General features: G+C 55.9%; 15 protein-coding genes. 10 read left to right on the top strand and 5 right to left on the bottom strand.

Annotation, left to right across the window (positions count from 1 at the left end; genetic code table 11):
• Positions 1 to 127: 127 nt before the first annotated feature.
• The gene (locus WFP70_RS12820; RefSeq protein ID WP_013508338.1) at positions 128 to 286 is read right to left on the bottom strand and encodes an AcrZ family multidrug efflux pump-associated protein; all 159 of its coding nucleotides are present in this window, start codon (positions 284 to 286) and stop codon (positions 128 to 130) included.
• Positions 287 to 403: 117 nt separating this feature from the next.
• On the opposite strand from WFP70_RS12820, the gene modE reads away from it, so the two are divergent.
• The 6 genes from modE to gpmA all read left to right on the top strand — a co-directional run bounded on the left by modE (position 404) and on the right by gpmA (position 7,165).
• Positions 404 to 1,186 carry a molybdenum-dependent transcriptional regulator gene (gene modE, locus WFP70_RS12815; RefSeq protein WP_337023494.1) on the top strand — a complete coding sequence of 261 codons (783 nt, stop codon included), beginning with the start codon at positions 404 to 406 and terminating at the stop codon, positions 1,184 to 1,186.
• A 76-nt stretch (positions 1,187 to 1,262) separates the two neighbouring features.
• Positions 1,263 to 2,735, top strand: a complete 1,473-nt coding sequence (gene modF, locus WFP70_RS12810; RefSeq protein ID WP_337023495.1) for a molybdate ABC transporter ATP-binding protein ModF — start codon at positions 1,263 to 1,265, stop codon at positions 2,733 to 2,735.
• Between the two features lie 304 nt (positions 2,736 to 3,039).
• Positions 3,040 to 4,083, top strand: a complete 1,044-nt coding sequence (gene galT / locus WFP70_RS12805) for a galactose-1-phosphate uridylyltransferase (protein WP_034821176.1) — start codon at positions 3,040 to 3,042, stop codon at positions 4,081 to 4,083.
• Entirely contained in the window at positions 4,084 to 5,232 is a 1,149-nt protein-coding gene (gene galK / locus WFP70_RS12800) for a galactokinase (RefSeq protein ID WP_160832584.1), read from the top strand.
• Positions 5,226 to 6,260 (top strand): galactose-1-epimerase, encoded by a 1,035-nt coding sequence (galM, locus tag WFP70_RS12795; RefSeq protein WP_160832585.1) that lies wholly within the window; start codon positions 5,226 to 5,228, stop codon positions 6,258 to 6,260. Before galK ends, galM begins: the two co-directional genes overlap by 7 nt.
• Before the next feature lie 152 nt (positions 6,261 to 6,412).
• Entirely contained in the window at positions 6,413 to 7,165 is a 753-nt protein-coding gene (gene gpmA, locus WFP70_RS12790) for a 2,3-diphosphoglycerate-dependent phosphoglycerate mutase (protein WP_160832586.1), read from the top strand.
• A gap of 63 nt (positions 7,166 to 7,228) precedes the next feature.
• Here gpmA and aroG read toward each other — a convergent pair whose 3' ends face one another.
• On the bottom strand, positions 7,229 to 8,281 hold the full coding sequence (gene aroG, locus WFP70_RS12785; RefSeq protein WP_034821187.1) for a 3-deoxy-7-phosphoheptulonate synthase AroG: 1,053 nt from the start codon (positions 8,279 to 8,281) through the stop codon (positions 7,229 to 7,231).
• Positions 8,282 to 8,575: 294 nt separating this feature from the next.
• Between aroG and WFP70_RS12780 the strand changes: the two genes are divergently transcribed.
• The 4 genes from WFP70_RS12780 (at position 8,576) to zitB (ending at position 13,624) form a co-directional block, all read left to right on the top strand.
• Positions 8,576 to 8,935, top strand: a complete 360-nt coding sequence (locus WFP70_RS12780; protein ID WP_097117403.1) for a YbgS-like family protein — start codon at positions 8,576 to 8,578, stop codon at positions 8,933 to 8,935.
• A gap of 102 nt (positions 8,936 to 9,037) precedes the next feature.
• Entirely contained in the window at positions 9,038 to 9,622 is a 585-nt protein-coding gene (locus tag WFP70_RS12775; RefSeq protein WP_337023496.1) for a response regulator transcription factor, read from the top strand.
• Positions 9,604 to 12,690 carry an ATP-binding protein gene (locus WFP70_RS12770; protein ID WP_337023497.1) on the top strand — a complete coding sequence of 1,029 codons (3,087 nt, stop codon included), beginning with the start codon at positions 9,604 to 9,606 and terminating at the stop codon, positions 12,688 to 12,690. The genes WFP70_RS12775 and WFP70_RS12770 overlap by 19 nt, the downstream gene beginning before the upstream one ends.
• Entirely contained in the window at positions 12,659 to 13,624 is a 966-nt protein-coding gene (gene zitB / locus WFP70_RS12765) for a CDF family zinc transporter ZitB (RefSeq protein WP_337023498.1), read from the top strand. The genes WFP70_RS12770 and zitB overlap by 32 nt, the downstream gene beginning before the upstream one ends.
• Here the strand turns inward: zitB and pnuC are convergent.
• From pnuC to WFP70_RS12750, 3 genes are all read right to left on the bottom strand, one after another.
• Positions 13,618 to 14,340, bottom strand: coding sequence for a nicotinamide riboside transporter PnuC (gene pnuC, locus WFP70_RS12760; protein ID WP_182057516.1), 723 nt, complete (start codon positions 14,338 to 14,340; stop codon positions 13,618 to 13,620). The two genes, zitB and pnuC, sit on opposite strands and share 7 nt — an antisense overlap.
• Before the next feature lie 25 nt (positions 14,341 to 14,365).
• Positions 14,366 to 15,427: a quinolinate synthase NadA gene (nadA, locus tag WFP70_RS12755; protein WP_097117408.1), complete on the bottom strand. Its 1,062-nt coding sequence runs from the start codon at positions 15,425 to 15,427 to the stop codon at positions 14,366 to 14,368.
• A 135-nt stretch (positions 15,428 to 15,562) separates the two neighbouring features.
• Positions 15,563 to 16,060 (bottom strand): methylated-DNA--[protein]-cysteine S-methyltransferase, encoded by a 498-nt coding sequence (locus WFP70_RS12750; RefSeq protein ID WP_034829173.1) that lies wholly within the window; start codon positions 16,058 to 16,060, stop codon positions 15,563 to 15,565.
• Positions 16,061 to 16,144: the final 84 nt, after the last annotated feature.

The following is a 16,144-nucleotide window of genomic DNA, read 5'->3' as shown; positions in this document are numbered from 1 at the left end:
TTTACTCCTTGTTACGCTATATATTCGATAATACAACGCAGGGACAAATGCTGTCATGAACTTAATATCGGCAGGATTAAGGGGAAGTTAAAGAAAAAACGCCCGCTGAGTGCGGGCGCTTGTAAAATCAGTGTTGCGAGCTGTTGGCAGGACGATCGTCGCGGCGGCCAAATTTGGAGATGACGTTGAACACTTCACCCAGGCCGTAAATCAGACCGAGCATAATGGCCATCACAATTGGCACCATGATGACAGCCACAGCCAGGCTTTTAAGCAGTTCCAGCATGGAAACCTCACGCAGAAAATAAAAAAGTGATTGTAACGGTTAGGGAAAAAAACGCACTGCCCTTTTCGTGCTTTTACTTTTGGCCTTACACTTGTCGTACTCACTTAAGGAGCTGACATGCAGGCAGAACTTTCTCTTCACATTCGTCTTCAGCAGAAGCTGTTTGCCGACCCTCGTCGCATCGAACTGCTGAAACGCGTGCAGGAAACCGGCTCCATCAGCCAGGGCGCTAAATTAGCGGGCATCAGCTACAAAAGTGCCTGGGATGCCATCAACGACATGAATCAGATGGCTGATCAAACCTTAGTCGACCGTGCCACCGGAGGCAAAGGCGGCGGCGGTGCGCAGCTGACACGCTATGGCGAGCGTCTGATTCAGCTGTTTCACCTGATGGAGCAGATCCAGCAGAAAGCTTTTGATGCGCTGCAAAACGACAGCCTGCCGCTCGACAGTTTACTGGCGGCGATTGCGCGTTTCTCCCTGCAAACCAGTGCGCGCAATCAGCTATTTGGCACGGTGATGGCGCGCGATCACCATCAGGTGCAGCAGCACATTGAGGTTCAGCTGGCCGACGGCGTCACGCGTTTGCAGGTGGCAATCACCGAACGCAGTGCCGAACGTTTGCAACTCGACAGCGGCAAAGAGGTGCTGGTGCTGATCAAAGCACCGTGGATTCAGGTGAGCCGGGATGCGGTAAACAGCGATAATCAATTGCAGGTAACGATCAGCGCCATCGAGCCGGGTGAACAGGTGAGCGAAGTATTGATGACATTGCCGAGCGGTGAAACCCTGTGTGCAACGCTGAACAACGCGCAGGTGCAACAGCAGAATCTGCAGCCTGGCAGCAGCGTAACCGCCAGTTTTAATGCGGAACACGCCATCATCGCCACACTGCTCTGAAAACCAGGCCATGATTTGACTTCGTCTGCGTCGCTCGCTACAACTGAGTAACACGATGCATAAAACGGAATGAATCATGGCTTCATTGCAAATTTCGCAAGGCATATTTCACCTTAGCGACACCCGAGCACTGTCCCTCAACGATCTGACTCTCAAAAGCGGCGAAAGCTGGGCCTTCGTCGGCGCCAACGGCAGCGGTAAATCCTCCCTGGCGCGCGCACTTTCTGGTGAACTCTCGCCGGGTAAAGGCGCGGTTACCCAGGACTTTCAGCGTCGCACGCGCCTCTCGCTGGAGCAGTTGCAAAAGCTGGTGGCGCAGGAGTGGGAACGCAACAACACCGATCTGCTGAGTGAAGGCGAAGACGATACCGGTCGCACCGCCGCGCAGATTATTCAGGATGAAGTGAAAGATGAGGCGCGCTGTCAGGCGCTGGCCCAGCAGTTTGGTATCACTTACCTGCTCGATCGTCGCTTCAAATACCTCTCCACCGGCGAAACGCGTAAAACTTTGCTGTGTCAGGCGCTGATGGCGCAGCCGGATCTGTTGATTCTTGATGAGCCTTTCGATGGATTAGATGTTGCCTCACGCGCCAGCCTGGCGGAGACGCTGAGCGATCTGCACCAGCATGGCTTTACCGTGGTGCTGGTGCTCAACCGCTTTGACGATATTCCTGACTTTGTGCAACAGGTCGGTGTGCTGGCCGAGTGCACCCTGACCCACGTGGGCAAACGCCAGGCGATACTGGCAGAAGCACTGGTGGCGCAACTGGCACACAGTGAGAAACTCGACGGCATGGCGTTGCCAGAAGCGGATGCACCGGATCAGTTACCACAACTGGCGGAAGATGCGCCGCGTGTTGTTCTGCGTAATGGTGTGGTGTCGTATAACGATAAAGCGGTGATCGACGGGCTGAGCTGGCAGGTGAATCCCGGCGAGCACTGGCAAATTGTAGGGCCCAACGGCGCGGGTAAATCCACTCTGTTGAGTCTGGTGACCGGCGATCATCCGCAAGGCTACAGCAACGACTTAACCCTGTTTGGTATCCGTCGCGGCAGCGGTGAAACCATTTGGGACATCAAACAGCACATTGGTTACGTCAGCAGCAGTTTGCATCTCGATTATCGCGTCAGCTGTAACGTGCGCACCGTGGTGCTGTCCGGCTTTTTCGATTCAATTGGCTTGTATCAACCCGCTTCGGATCGGCAGAAAGCGCTGGCGCGGCAGTGGCTGGCCTTACTGGGCATGGACAATCATCTGGCCGATGCGCCGTTCCACGGTTTGTCATGGGGCCAGCAGCGCCTGGTGCTGATTGCGCGTGCGCTGGTCAAACATCCTACCCTGCTCATTCTGGATGAGCCGCTGCAGGGGCTCGATCCAATTAACCGCCAGCTGGTGCGCCGCTTTGTTGATGTGCTGATTGGTGAAGGACGAACGCAGTTACTGTTTGTCTCACACCATGCCGAAGATGCGCCGCAGTGTATTACTCATCGCCTGAGCTTTGTGAAGCAGGATGAAGGATACGGATTCCAGCAGGATGATTTGCGCTAACCTCGTTGTCATCCACCCCGCCCCTGCGTCGTAGGGGCATGTTTATGCTTCAATCCGGTCTTCTGCTAAACCCTTTTATATTGTCGCGTGCGCATTGATATGCACCTCATTGAATAGCCGATGTAACCGCTACCATTTACCCGCCTGGTATTTCAGCAAACGCGCGCTACAACCCCACAAAATGAGAATCGTCACCTTGTGTAAACGATACCATTTATCCAGACTGGATCACGCTTTGGGGCTGGCCTTTGTGCTACCTTGATCGCAGTGATTTTGATCCGTTTGCCGTTTACCAGGACTCGTTATGGAAAAATTTAATCCGGTTGATCATCCGCATCGCCGTTATAACCCATTGATCGATCAGTGGGTGTTGGTCTCACCGCATCGTGCCAAGCGTCCGTGGCAGGGTGCGCAGGAAACGCCTGCGCTGGAACAACTGCCTGCGCATGATCCTGATTGCTTCCTGTGTGCCGGCAACACCCGTATCACCGGGGATAAAAACCCCGATTATAAAACCACCTATGTTTTCACCAACGACTTTGCCGCGCTGATGACCGATACACCCGATGCGCCGCAAAGCGACGACATGCTGATGCGCTGTGAGAGCGCGCGCGGCACCAGCCGGGTGATCTGTTTCTCACCTGACCACAGTAAAACGCTGCCGGAACTGCCGCTCAGCGGACTGGAAGATATCGTGCGCACCTGGCAAGAGCAGACCGCCGATCTCGGTCAGCACTATCCATGGGTGCAGGTGTTTGAAAACAAAGGCGCGGCGATGGGTTGCTCAAATCCCCATCCGCACGGCCAGATCTGGGCCAACAGTTTTCTGCCAAATGAAGCGCAAAAAGAAGATGATAATCAGCGCCGCTACTTTGACGAAAAAGGTTCGCCGATGCTGGTGGATTACGTCGCGCGTGAGCTAAAAGATGGCAGCCGCACCGTGGTAGAAACCGAACACTGGCTGGCCGTGGTGCCGTGGTGGGCCGCGTGGCCGTTTGAAACCCTGCTGCTACCAAAAGCCCACATCAAACGCATTACCGATCTGACCGCTGCCCAGCGCAGCGATCTGGCGCTGGCGCTCAAGCAGCTCACCAGCCGCTATGACAACCTGTTCCAGTGCTCCTTCCCCTACTCGATGGGCTGGCACGGCGCGCCCTTTAACGGCGAAGCCAACGATCACTGGCAGCTGCATGCCCACTTCTATCCGCCGCTGCTGCGTTCAGCCACGGTGCGCAAATTTATGGTTGGCTACGAAATGCTGGCCGAAACCCAACGTGATTTAACGGCGGAACAGGCAGCAGAACGTCTGCGTTCTGTCAGCGATATCCATTTCCGCGAGGCACAATAAATGTCATTAAAGTCCACTACTCAACAGGTTTTCGCTGACACCTTTGGCTATCAACCGACGCACAGCATTCAGGCGCCAGGCCGCGTGAATCTGATTGGTGAGCACACCGATTACAACGACGGCTTCGTGCTGCCGTGCGCCATTGATTACCAAACGGTGATTGCCTGCGCCAAACGTGACGACCGCCAGGTGCGCGTGGTCGCGGTTGATTATGACAATCAACAAGACAGCTTCTCGCTGGATGCGCCGATTGAAGCGTTAAAAGAGCCGATGTGGGCTAACTACGTGCGCGGTGTGGTGAAACATCTGCAGAAGCGTGATGCCAGCTTTGGCGGTGCCGATCTGGTGATCAGCGGCAACGTGCCACAGGGTGCGGGCCTGAGTTCATCGGCGTCACTGGAAGTGGCGGTCGGCACCGTGTTCCAGCAGCTCTATCAGCTCAAGCTGGACGGCGCTGCGATTGCGGTTAACGGTCAGGAAGCGGAAAACCAGTTCGTTGGTTGCAACTGCGGCATCATGGACCAGCTGATTTCTGCGCTGGGTCAGCCCGATCACGCCATGCTGCTGGACTGCCGCACACTCGGCACACGCGCCGTCTCGATGCCGGAGGATGTCGCGGTGGTGATCATCAACTCCAACTTCCGCCGCAGCCTGGTGGGCAGCGAGTACAACACCCGCCGTGAGCAGTGCGAAACCGGTGCACGCTTCTTCAACAAACCGGCGCTGCGCGATGTCACGCTGGAAGAGTTTGCCGCGTCGGAATCGCAGCTGGATGCGCTGGTGGCAAAACGTGTGCGCCATGTCATCACCGAAAATGCCCGTACGCTGGAAGCCGCCGATGCGCTGAGCAGTGGCGATCTGAAGCGCATGGGTGAACTGATGGCCGAATCCCACGCCTCAATGCGTGATGATTTTGAAATTACCGTGCCGCCTATCGATCAGCTGGTGGAGATTGTCAAGGCAGAGCTCGGTCCGCGTGGCGGCGTTCGTATGACCGGCGGCGGCTTTGGCGGCTGCATCGTGGCACTGATGCCAACCGAACTGGTGGATCAGGTGAAAGCCGCGGTTGCCGAAAAATACGAAGCGCAGACCGGCATCAAAGAAACCTTCTACGTGTGCAAAGCGTCAGCAGGAGCAGGCCAATGGTAAGCGACGTCAACTCTCATGCGCCAGACGGGCAACCGTGGCGCATGACCGTGCTGCGCAATCGCAACGGCATGGTGGTCACTTTTATGGATTGGGGCGCGACCTGGCTCTCCGCGCGCGTGCCGATGCAGGATGGCAGCGTGCGTGAAGCGCTGCTCGGCTGCGCCACACCATCGGACTATCTGCATCAGGATGCTTACCTGGGCGCGACGGTGGGCCGCTACGCCAACCGCATCGCTTCGGCTGAGCTTAAGCCGCTAAATCTGCTGCTGGCCGCTAATCAGGGTGCGCATCAACTGCACGGCGGACCGGAAGGCTTCGATAAGCGCCGCTGGCAAATTGTCAGCCAGAGCGAGACCGAAGTGCACTATCGTATCGATTCACCCGATGGCGATCAGGGTTTCCCTGGCAACCTGATTGCCGAAGTGATTTACCATCTTGACGATGATAACTGCCTGTCGATCACCTATGACGCGCAGACCGACAAGCCCTGCCCGGTGAACCTCACCAACCATGCTTACTTCAATCTTGACGCGCATCATGGCGATGCACGCCAGCATCGCTTACAACTGCACGCAGATCGTTACTTACCGGTCGATAGCGAAGGCATCCCTAACGCGCCACTGAAAGCCGTGGCCGGCACCAGCTTCGATTTCAATCAACCGAAGTGTGTGATGGATGACTTCCTCGCCGATGACGATCAAAAAGCGGTGAAAGGCTATGACCACGCGTTTCTGCTCAGCACCGCTGGCGACAGCACTCAGCCCGCCGCCGAACTGTGGTCGGCCGATGGCAAGCTGGCGCTGACCGTGTTTACCGCCGCACCGGCGCTGCAGTTCTACTCCGGCAACTATCTGGATGGAACACGCGCCCGTGAACAGGGCAGCTATACTGCTTTCCAGGGCATCGCGTTGGAGAGTGAATTTTTACCGGATTCGCCCAACCATACCGAGTGGCCGCAGCCTGATTGCTGGCTGCAACCCGGCGATCGCTGGCAGTCTGTGACGCGTTATCGCTTCACACCGCAGTAAGCCAGCGGATGAAAAACGCGCACTGCGTTAGCGACAGGCTTACGCCGTGCGTTGTTTTCCGCTATGGTATGGCGCTATCAGTGTGCCGCTTTTCAGGTGGCCGCAGCCGGTTTCTATAATCATCGAAACATCAAGCATTAAGGAGTTAAGCTATGGCCGTAACTAAGCTGGTTCTGGTGCGACACGGCGAAAGCCAGTGGAACCAGGAAAACCGCTTCACCGGATGGTATGACGTGGATCTGTCAGACAAAGGTCGCACCGAAGCCAAAGCAGCCGGTCAGCTGCTGAAGAAAGAAGGTTTCGTGTTTGATTTCGCTTATACCTCCGTGCTGAAACGCGCCATCCACACCCTGTGGAACGTGCTGGATGAGCTGGATCAGGCGTGGCTGCCGGTTGAGAAAACCTGGCGTCTGAACGAGCGTCACTACGGTGCGCTGCAGGGTCTGGATAAAGCTGAAACCGCCGCCAAATACGGCGACGATCAGGTAAAACAGTGGCGTCGTGGCTTTGCCATCACTCCACCAGAACTGGATCGTGCGGATGAGCGTTTCCCGGGCCACGACCCACGTTACGCATCACTGACCGACGCACAGCTGCCAACCACCGAGAGCCTGGCACTGACCATCGAACGTGTTATTCCTTACTGGAATGAAAGCATTCTGCCGCGCATCAAAAGCGGTGAGAAAGTGATCATTGCAGCACACGGTAACTCACTGCGTGCGTTGGTAAAATACCTCGATAACCTGAGCGAAGATGAAATCCTCGAACTGAACATCCCAACTGGCGTGCCGTTGGTGTATGAGTTCGATGAGAACTTCAAACCGCTGAAGCGTTACTACCTGGGTGATGCCGACGAGATTGCCGCGAAAGCTGCAGCCGTGGCTAACCAGGGTAAAGCCAGGTAATTCCCGGCTTAAAAACAAAAAGGCCAGACGCGAGTCTGGCCTTTTTTATTGCGCGTTAAGCAATTAGCCGCGGCGTTGTTTGATCGCCTGCGCCAGTTGACGCAAGGCTTTCTCGGTGTCTTCCCAGCCGATGCAGGCATCGGTGACGCTCTGGCCGTACACCAGCTCTTTACCGCTGTCGAGGCTCTGATTCCCTTCCACCAGATGGCTCTCGATCATCACGCCAGTAATCGCCTGCTCACCGCCCGCGATCTGCTGCGCCACATCATCAGCGACCACCATCTGACGCTGGAACTGCTTGCTGCTGTTGGCATGGCTAAAGTCGATCATCACCTGCGGACGCAAGCCCGCTTTCTCCAGACCGGTTTTCACCGCTGCCACGTGTTCTGCACTGTAGTTCGGCTCTTTGCCGCCGCGCAGAATGATATGGCAATCTTCGTTACCGCTGGTTTCGACAATCGCCGAATGACCGAATTTGGTGACGGAGAGGAAGCAATGCGGCGCGCTGGCGGCACCAATCGCGTCGATGGCCACTTTGATGGTGCCATCGGTGCCGTTTTTGAAGCCGACCGGGCAAGATAAACCGGAAGAGAGTTCACGATGCACCTGGGATTCGGTGGTACGCGCACCAATCGCGCCCCAGCTCATCAAATCCGCCATGTACTGCGGGGTGATCATATCCAGGAACTCACCTGCCGCTGGCAGACCAATGTCGTTGATGTCCACCAGCAGCTTACGCGCCAGTCGCAGGCCATCGTTGATCTGGAAGCTGCCATCCATAAACGGATCATTGATCAGCCCTTTCCAGCCCACCGTGGTACGCGGTTTTTCGAAATAAACACGCATGACCACTTCCAGCTCGCCTTTCAGCTCGTCACGCAGCGTCAGCAGACGGCTCGCGTACTCTTTAGCAGCTTCGGTATCGTGGATTGAGCAAGGACCGATCACCACCAGCAGACGATCGTCCTGACCGTGCAGAATGCGGTGAATCGCCTGACGTGCCTGAGCAACGGTTTCAGCAGCTTTATCGGTAGCGGGGAATTTTTCGAGCAAAGCAACAGGCGGTAATAATTCTTTGATTTCTCTGATGCGTAAATCGTCGTTCTGATAATCCATACATAATTCCATTCAAATTTCTGGCCCCGCGTACGCCGGGCGCAACCCGTTAAATGTATCCCTTCAGGCTGCGAGTGTAAATTCCACGCTCGCGTAAATGCTTCTGTGAAATTTGCATTTATACGCTCATGAACTAAGCTTTTTAAACGTAAGCACTGAGGAATGAGGTTCTTGCGATATTTAATTTTTAAGCGAAGCGTTAACGATGGAATTATATTCCGTCACGGTACGTTATTTTCGTCACTCAGCACCAGTGGTGTTTGACGGCAACTCTCCATCGATTAAAGGAGCATAATGATGAATAAGTTTGCAATTATCTTTCTGACGGCAGCGATGACCCTGGGCAGCGGTGCAGCAATGGCTGCAGCGAATAATAATGGTGAAGCGAATGCCTCAGCGGAAGCTGGCGCGGCTGCAGGTGGCGCTAAACAGAATCTGCCACCGAATAATGTTGATAACAGCAAAATCAATAACGGTAGCACTAATACTAACAGTGCGGCGACTTCCGGCACTGATTCCAGCAATATGTCCGCTGAAGAAGTTCACAAAAATACCATGTGTAAAGATGGTAAATGCCCGGATGTAAATAAAAAAGTTGAAACGAAGGAAGGTGGTGGAGACGTCAACAAGAAAACTGACGGCACTTCACAGTAATCTTTTTTTAGTCACGCAAAGGGAGAGCTTCGGCTCTCCCTTTGTATTTCCGCACCTGCTTTTCCGCTATGCTAAAACCATGAAATTCAGAGGAACTGTTTCATGGCTTCACTGCTGCTTATTGATGACCATCCGTTAGTTGAAGTCGCTCTGGAAGCGGCCTGTGTTCACTCCCCTATCCCGGTAAAACTGCACGCCGCCGCGACTGAAGCTGAAGCGCGCCAGCTTTTACAGCAGCATCAATTTGATCTCATCGTGCTCGATATCGGCTTGCCGGATAGCGATGGCCTCGAATTATTGCGCCGTCTGCGCGCCCGCGATCAAAATTGCCCGGTGTTAATCTATTCCGCACAGCAGAGTCGCCACACCTTGCTGAGTGCCGTGTCGCTTGGTGCGGCGGGCTATGTGGTAAAAAGCCAGAGCATGGCGCAATTGCTGAGTGCGATTCTGGCGGTGCTCGGCGGGCAGCAAGCTTTTCCGCCGCTGCCCGAGCGTATCGAGCTGCCGCTCACCGAGAAAGAGCAGCAAATCGTCGCACTGCTGGTGCGCGGGCTGTCTAATTTGCAGATTGGCGAGCAGCTGCATATCAGCAATAAAACCGTCAGCACCCACAAGAAAAACATTTTGGAGAAAACCGGCGTGCAGTCGGTGGTAGAGCTGGCTGAATTGTGGAAAGCCCAACAGTGAAAGTCATTCTGTGGCTGTGTCTGCTGTTGATCAGCTTAACGGCTCGCGCCGACTTACAGCCCGCCAGCAGCGTGATGCTCCCCGCCATGATGCCCGCACCGCATGTCGAGCCATGGCCGCAACCCACCTTACGCGTTGCCGTCCCGGCGCAAAACAGCGCGCCCTGGGCAATGCGCATTGGCGATCGTATCTGGGGAATTGATGCCGATTACCTTAGTGCACTGAGCCAACTCACTGGCACGCGCTTTAGCCTGCAAAGTTACGCCGATCGTTCGCAGCAGCTGGCGGCACTGGAGCGCGGTGAGGTCGATTTCGTATTGAGCAACGAACATGCACAGCTGCCGGAAAACATCCTGGTCAGCGACAGCTGGGTTAACAGCCCGATCCGCATTTACCGCAATCGTGATAATCAACGCGCGGTGATGTTCAATAGCGAAAATGCCCAGCTCACCATCGCGCAAGCCACACTGGCACAACTGCCTGATGCGTTTGTGCAAAACCATCGCTGGCACAGCCTGCCAGGCGATTTACAGGCGCTTTATGCGCTGCTCAATCAGCAGAGTGACTATCTGGTGGCGGATGAAACCAGCGCCGGCTTTCTGCTTAATCAGCTGCAACAGGGGCAGATTTACCAGATCACCGCCGATCCCGGCGCCGGTGAACTGTCGCTACGCGCACTGGCGCGCGATCCCACACTGATTCACTGGCTCAACACCCAGCTGCGCCTGCTGCCCGCGGAGTTCAGTAATCGCGTACAGCAGCGCTGGAGCCCGCCGTTGCTGCGTTATCAGGATACGCAAACGCTGATGCTGTCGGCTGCTGAGAAGCAATGGCTGTCCGCACAGAGCGAGATTCCTTATGCCGCAGAAGTGGATAATGCACCCTGGAGCTACCGCGATGGCAACGGCAATGCTCGCGGCTTTGGTATTGATCTGCTTAATGCGCTAAGCCAAAGCACCGGACTGCGTTTCACACCGCGCTGGGTGAGCAATCCCCAACAGGCGCAGACGCTGATGCAGCAACATCAGGTGATGCTGAATTTGCTACAACCCCTGAACGGCGACGATACCAGCAGCAACACATTGCCAGTGTGGCGCGCGATTTGGGGAATTTACACGCTTAATACGCAGCAGCCGATGAGCTGGCAATTCCTGCAACATCAGCGAGTGGGCGTACTGCGCGCCGATCTGGCGCAACGGCTGCTGCCTGAGAACATCACGCCCCAATTGTTCGATGACCGTGCGCAGCTCTGGCAAGCCCTGAACAGCGGTCAGATTGATGCACTGGTGGATAATGTGCTGTCTGCACGCTGGCGCATGGCCAGCCACGCGGATAATCGTGTCCATTTAGCCTTTGCCGCCAGCGATGTTGCCTGGCCGCTGGCACCTCAGGTAAGCCAGGATCAGCCGCAACTCCAGGGGTTGCTGGATCATGCACTGCAGCAAATCCCAGCGGATACGCTCAATCAGATGCGCATTAACTGGTCGCAGCCGCCCCAACCCGGCACCACCATGGCGATGCGTAATGTGCCGCTGATGATTTTGATGGCGGCCGGGATGATCATTTTGCTGCTGTTAGTGCTGCTGCTGCGCCGCTACCTGCAACAGCGGCGCGATCGCCTGCAGCGTGAACAAGCAGAGCGCGCTAACGCCGCCAAAAGCCAGTTCCTTGCCACTGCCAGCCACGAATTGCGCACGCCAATGCAGGCGATTCTCGGCCTGCTGGAACTCGAACAGCAGCAGCATCCTAGCGAGCGTTTGACACTGATGCACAGCAGTGCGCGCTCGCTGATGGCGCTGCTGAACGATCTGCAAGACCATGCACGCATTGAGAATCAGAGTTTTCGCCTGGCACCGCATCCGCTCCATCTGGCAGATTGGCTGCAGCAACAGCTGCAGTTCTATCACCCTTTGATGCGCGAATCCGGTCCGATATTGTTGGTTGAGGCGCTCACGCCCTTGCCGACGCGCGTGATGCTGGATGGCGATCGCCTGCAGCAGGTGGTGAACAATCTGGTGGCCAACGCGCTGAAGTTCACGCGCCAGGGTGAAGTCAGGCTGTCGCTCGCCGTCACCGATCAGATTCAGTTAACGGTCGCCGACAGCGGCAGCGGTATTCCACTCAGCGAACAAGCGCAGCTGTTTGAACCCTGGTATCAGGCACCGTCGGGCAAAAGCCATGCGGTGCAGGGTAGCGGGCTGGGTTTGTTTATCTGCCGCGAGATCGTGCAACGTATGGGCGGCCAGTTAACGCTGACTTCTGCGCCAGAACAAGGCACCACAGTGAAGGTGATATTGCCGCTCGACCTCTGTGAGGATGCGCCCACCGAACGCCATGCTGCCTGGCCGCGCTACCCGCATCTGCGGGTGGCGATTGTTGATGACCATCCCACCAATCTGTTGGTCTTGCAGCAGCAGCTGGCTCGATTCGCTATCACGGCGCAGGTGTTCGAAGAGGGGCGTAGCCTGTTGCGCGCCGATGCGCTTCAGCCGTTTGATGTGCTGTTGATTGACCAGATGATGCCACGCCCGGATGGATTAACACTGCTGCGCATCTTACGCCGCCGCCAGCAGCGACGCAGCAAACCAGCACTGCGCGTACTCTGCTCCGCCGACGTGCAACTGCTCAAGGTAGCGTTGCAAGAAGACGAAGCGCTGTTGTTGAAACCGATTGAGCTGGATGATCTCGCGGCTCTGCTGACACGCACGGTGCGCGATCCTCTCCGACAACTGCCCGACAGTTTAATGATTCTGGCCCAGCACAATGAGGCCTTTATCCCGCGCATTTGCCAGACACTGCAACGCACGCTGCAGCAGGATCGCGATGCGCTACTGGCGGCCAGCGTCGAGCATGACTGGGCCGCTGTCGAGCGTGCCGCCCATCGCATGAAAGGCAGCTGGCTGTTGCTCGGCATGGATGAGATGGCCGAACGTTGTCAGCAGCTCACCGATCAGGCAAAACAGCAGCGTCTGGACGATGATGCCCTCAATTTACTGATATCATTAACGAACAGGTTACTGGAACAACTGGAAAGTTATGGCACACACTCATTCTCACGGCGCGCATAACAGCAATCGTACGCGTCTGGCGGCGGCGTTTGGCGTCACCGCGCTGTTTATGATTGCCGAAGTGATTGGTGGCGTGGTATCGGGTTCGCTGGCGCTGCTGGCGGATGCCGGACATATGCTCACTGACGCCGCCGCGCTGTTGATGGCGCTGCTGGCCGTGCAGTTTGCTCAGCGCAAACCCAGCGCCCGCCACACCTTTGGCTTACTGCGCCTCACCACACTTGCCGCCTTTGTGAATGCCATCGCGCTGCTGGTGATTACGGCACTGATTGTCTGGGAAGCGCTGCGCCGTTTCTATCAACCTCAGCCGGTTGCTGGCGGATTAATGTTGGGGATTGCGATTGCCGGTTTGCTGGCTAATCTGCTCTCTTTCTGGCTGTTACATCGTGGCAGTGAAGAAAAAAATCTCAACGTACGTGCGGCGGCGCTGCATGTGCTGGGCGATCTGCTCGGCTCCGTTGGCGCGATTGTTGCCGCTATCATTATCATGCTGACCGGCTGGACACCGATCGATCCGATTCTCTCACTGCTGGTTTCGCTATTGGTGGTACGCAGCGCGTGGTCGTTGCTGCGGGAAAGTCTGCATGAGCTACTGGAGGGCGCGCCGAGCGGGATTAACGTGGATAAACTGGCACGCGAGCTGACACGCAACATCGCGGAAGTGCGCAATGTGCATCATGTGCATGTGTGGCAGGTGGGAGAGAAGCCGGTGCTGACATTACATGTGCAGGTGATCCCACCTTACGATCACGACGGGCTGCTGGTGCGTATTCATCAGTATCTGCACAAGCACTATCAGATTGCGCATGCCACGGTGCAGATGGAGTATCAGCCTTGTACCGGTCATGATTGCGAACTCTGCGCGGAGCAGAGCTCGCATCATCACTCACATGAACATCTCACGCTGGATGGTCACGCCCATCACCATCACTGATTCGACAGCGCGCGCGACCCGTGTTCGCGCGCACTTTGCATCCACAAGCGGGAACCGTTAAGCGCGATCAACGTCAGAATCGCGTATTCCAGCGACATTGCATACACGCCCTGACGGGCAAAGATCATCACACTAATCACGTTGATCACCACCCATAGTAGCCAGTTCTCGACGTATTTCCGCGTCATCAGAATCATCGCCACAATCGACAGCACCATCATGCAGGAATCCCAGAACGGGAAGGCATCCGGCTGCAGTTGTGGCATCGTCACGTTCAGGCCGAGACTCTGCATGATACCGACGGCGATTTTGGTCAGAAACGCGAACACCGGATCGATATACAGCGTCATCAGCGCAATGGCGATGACGCACGCCGCGCCCCAGCCAAGCGCCTTCGGCAACGGCAACCAGCGAATCTTCAGTGCGGCTTCATTGGCGGTGTTCTGACGACTCCACGCGTACCAGCCGTAAACATTGGCGACGAAGAAGAACAGTTGCAGCAGTAAACTGGCATACAGCTGAATCTGGAAGAAGATCACCGCAAACAGCGTGACGTTAATCAGCCCGAAGAAGTAGTTGATGATCTTCTCCTGGCTAGCGAGCCAGATACACAGCAGACCCGCAAGGGTGCCCACCGCCTCGATCCATGACAGGTCGTAGCCACCCACGCCAATAGGAATGTGAACCAAAATATTTTGTGTGCTGAAGAAGTCCATGATCTGCACCTGTATGAAAGCCGCCTTACGCGTTCCCTTTCACCTTGAGTTTGAGTTGTGCTGCAAAGTCTAGCATGCGGTTAAGCGGTATCAATGCGGCTTCGCGCAGCGCATCATCGACATGGATTTCATGCTCGCTGCCGCCGTGCTCCAGCCCTTCGGCAATGGCTTTCAGGCCATTCATCGCCATCCACGGACAGTGCGCGCAGCTGCGACAGGTCGCGCCCTCACCTGCCGTCGGCGCTTCCAGCAGCTCTTTATCCGGCACCGCCTGTTGCATTTTATAGAAGATGCCGCGATCGGTGGCGACGATCATTTGCGGATGCGGCAGGTTTTTCGCCGCCTGAATCAGCTGGCTGGTGGAGCCCACAGCATCCGCCAGATCGACGATCGCCTGCGGGGATTCCGGATGCACGAGGATCGCTGCCTCCGGATAGAGCGTTTTCATGCGCTGCAGGGCCTGAGTTTTGAACTCGTCATGCACGATGCACGCGCCCTGCCAGCACAGCACATCCGCTTTGGTCTGTTGGGTGACGTAACGGCCCAGATGGCGATCCGGTGCCCAGATAATTTTCTCACCGAGGCTGTCGAGATGTTCAATCAGCTCAACCGCAATACTGGAGGTGACAACCCAATCCGCGCGCGCTTTAACGGCGGCTGAGGTGTTGGCGTACACCACCACCGTGCGGTCCGGATGTTCATCACAGAAGCGATTGAACTCCTCAATGGGGCAGCCAAGATCGAGTGAACACTCTGCATGCAGCGTCGGCATCAACACGGTTTTTTCCGGGCTGAGAATTTTGGCGGTTTCGCCCATAAAACGCACGCCCGCCACCAGCAGCGTTTTTGCCGGATGGGTGCTGCCGAAGCGCGCCATTTCCAGTGAGTCCGAGACGCAGCCGCCGGTCTCTTCCGCCAGCGCCTGAATTTCAGGATCGGTGTAGTAATGCGCGACCAGCACCGCATCGCGCTCTTTTAATAAGCGTTTGATTTCAGAGATGTAGTGGGATTTTTCATCCTGGCTGAGACGCGCCGGTTTCGGCGGAAAGGGATAAATCGCGCTTTCAGGATCGAACATCAGACTCATGACACGGCTCTCGTTTTCTCAATTTAACAAAATCGCCTGTTACAGCGATGATGCGGCATCAAAACCGCTATCGTGTTTTATATGCTAAACACGATAGCGGAATTGCGCGAGAGTGTCGTCTCTTTTTTATGCGGTTTACAAGCCACCTAACGATTTCTGCGGGTTTTCCAGTTCCAGCAAGAACGCTTTGACCGCCAGACCGCCCGCGAAACCAGTGAGCTTACCGTTGCTGCCAATCACCCGATGGCAGGGCGCCATGATCGACAGAGGATTTTTACCGTTGGCCGCCCCCACCGCGCGCATGGCTTTCGGGTTGCCGATCTGTTCCGCAATTTGCTGATAGCTACGGGTTTCACCAAACGGAATGGTGAGCAGCGCTTGCCAGACTTTTTTCTGGAATTCAGTGCCGACCGTGTCGTAAGGCATGTCGAACTGCTGGCGCTCTCCGGCAAAATATTCGCGCAGCTGGCGTTCGGCCTCACACAGGATCGGATGCTGATCGTTACGGCTGATGGGTTTCAGCGGCACGCGTTGCGAGCCTTCGTTTTCCCACAGAATCGCTGATAACCCGTTATCGGTCGCAATCAACGTCAGCTCACCAACTGGCGTGGGAATGATTTTGGCATGATACATAAGGCAACTCCGGCATAAATCAGTGTGTCATTATCGCACTTCTGCCGCGATAAACTGGCTGTTTTCGGTCATGAGCATAAACTG

The sequence above is a fragment of the Pantoea sp. USMM079 genome (assembly GCF_037153115.1).
Lineage (GTDB): Bacteria > Pseudomonadota > Gammaproteobacteria > Enterobacterales > Enterobacteriaceae > Pantoea > Pantoea communis.
This window is presented reverse-complemented; position numbering and strand designations above follow the sequence as displayed.

Coding starts and splice junctions, on each gene's coding strand:
- nadA (WP_097117408.1), bottom strand. CDS start 15,427: ATGAGTCTGATGTTCGATCCTGAAAGCGCGATTTATCCCTTTCCGCCG.
- WFP70_RS12820 (WP_013508338.1), bottom strand. CDS start 286: ATGCTGGAACTGCTTAAAAGCCTGGCTGTGGCTGTCATCATGGTGCCA.
- galM (WP_160832585.1), top strand. CDS start 5,226: ATGGTAAGCGACGTCAACTCTCATGCGCCAGACGGGCAACCGTGGCGC.
- modF (WP_337023495.1), top strand. CDS start 1,263: ATGGCTTCATTGCAAATTTCGCAAGGCATATTTCACCTTAGCGACACC.
- aroG (WP_034821187.1), bottom strand. CDS start 8,281: ATGGATTATCAGAACGACGATTTACGCATCAGAGAAATCAAAGAATTA.
- WFP70_RS12780 (WP_097117403.1), top strand. CDS start 8,576: ATGATGAATAAGTTTGCAATTATCTTTCTGACGGCAGCGATGACCCTG.
- zitB (WP_337023498.1), top strand. CDS start 12,659: ATGGCACACACTCATTCTCACGGCGCGCATAACAGCAATCGTACGCGT.
- pnuC (WP_182057516.1), bottom strand. CDS start 14,340: ATGGACTTCTTCAGCACACAAAATATTTTGGTTCACATTCCTATTGGC.
- WFP70_RS12750 (WP_034829173.1), bottom strand. CDS start 16,060: ATGTATCATGCCAAAATCATTCCCACGCCAGTTGGTGAGCTGACGTTG.
- galT (WP_034821176.1), top strand. CDS start 3,040: ATGGAAAAATTTAATCCGGTTGATCATCCGCATCGCCGTTATAACCCA.
- WFP70_RS12775 (WP_337023496.1), top strand. CDS start 9,038: ATGGCTTCACTGCTGCTTATTGATGACCATCCGTTAGTTGAAGTCGCT.
- modE (WP_337023494.1), top strand. CDS start 404: ATGCAGGCAGAACTTTCTCTTCACATTCGTCTTCAGCAGAAGCTGTTT.
- gpmA (WP_160832586.1), top strand. CDS start 6,413: ATGGCCGTAACTAAGCTGGTTCTGGTGCGACACGGCGAAAGCCAGTGG.
- galK (WP_160832584.1), top strand. CDS start 4,084: ATGTCATTAAAGTCCACTACTCAACAGGTTTTCGCTGACACCTTTGGC.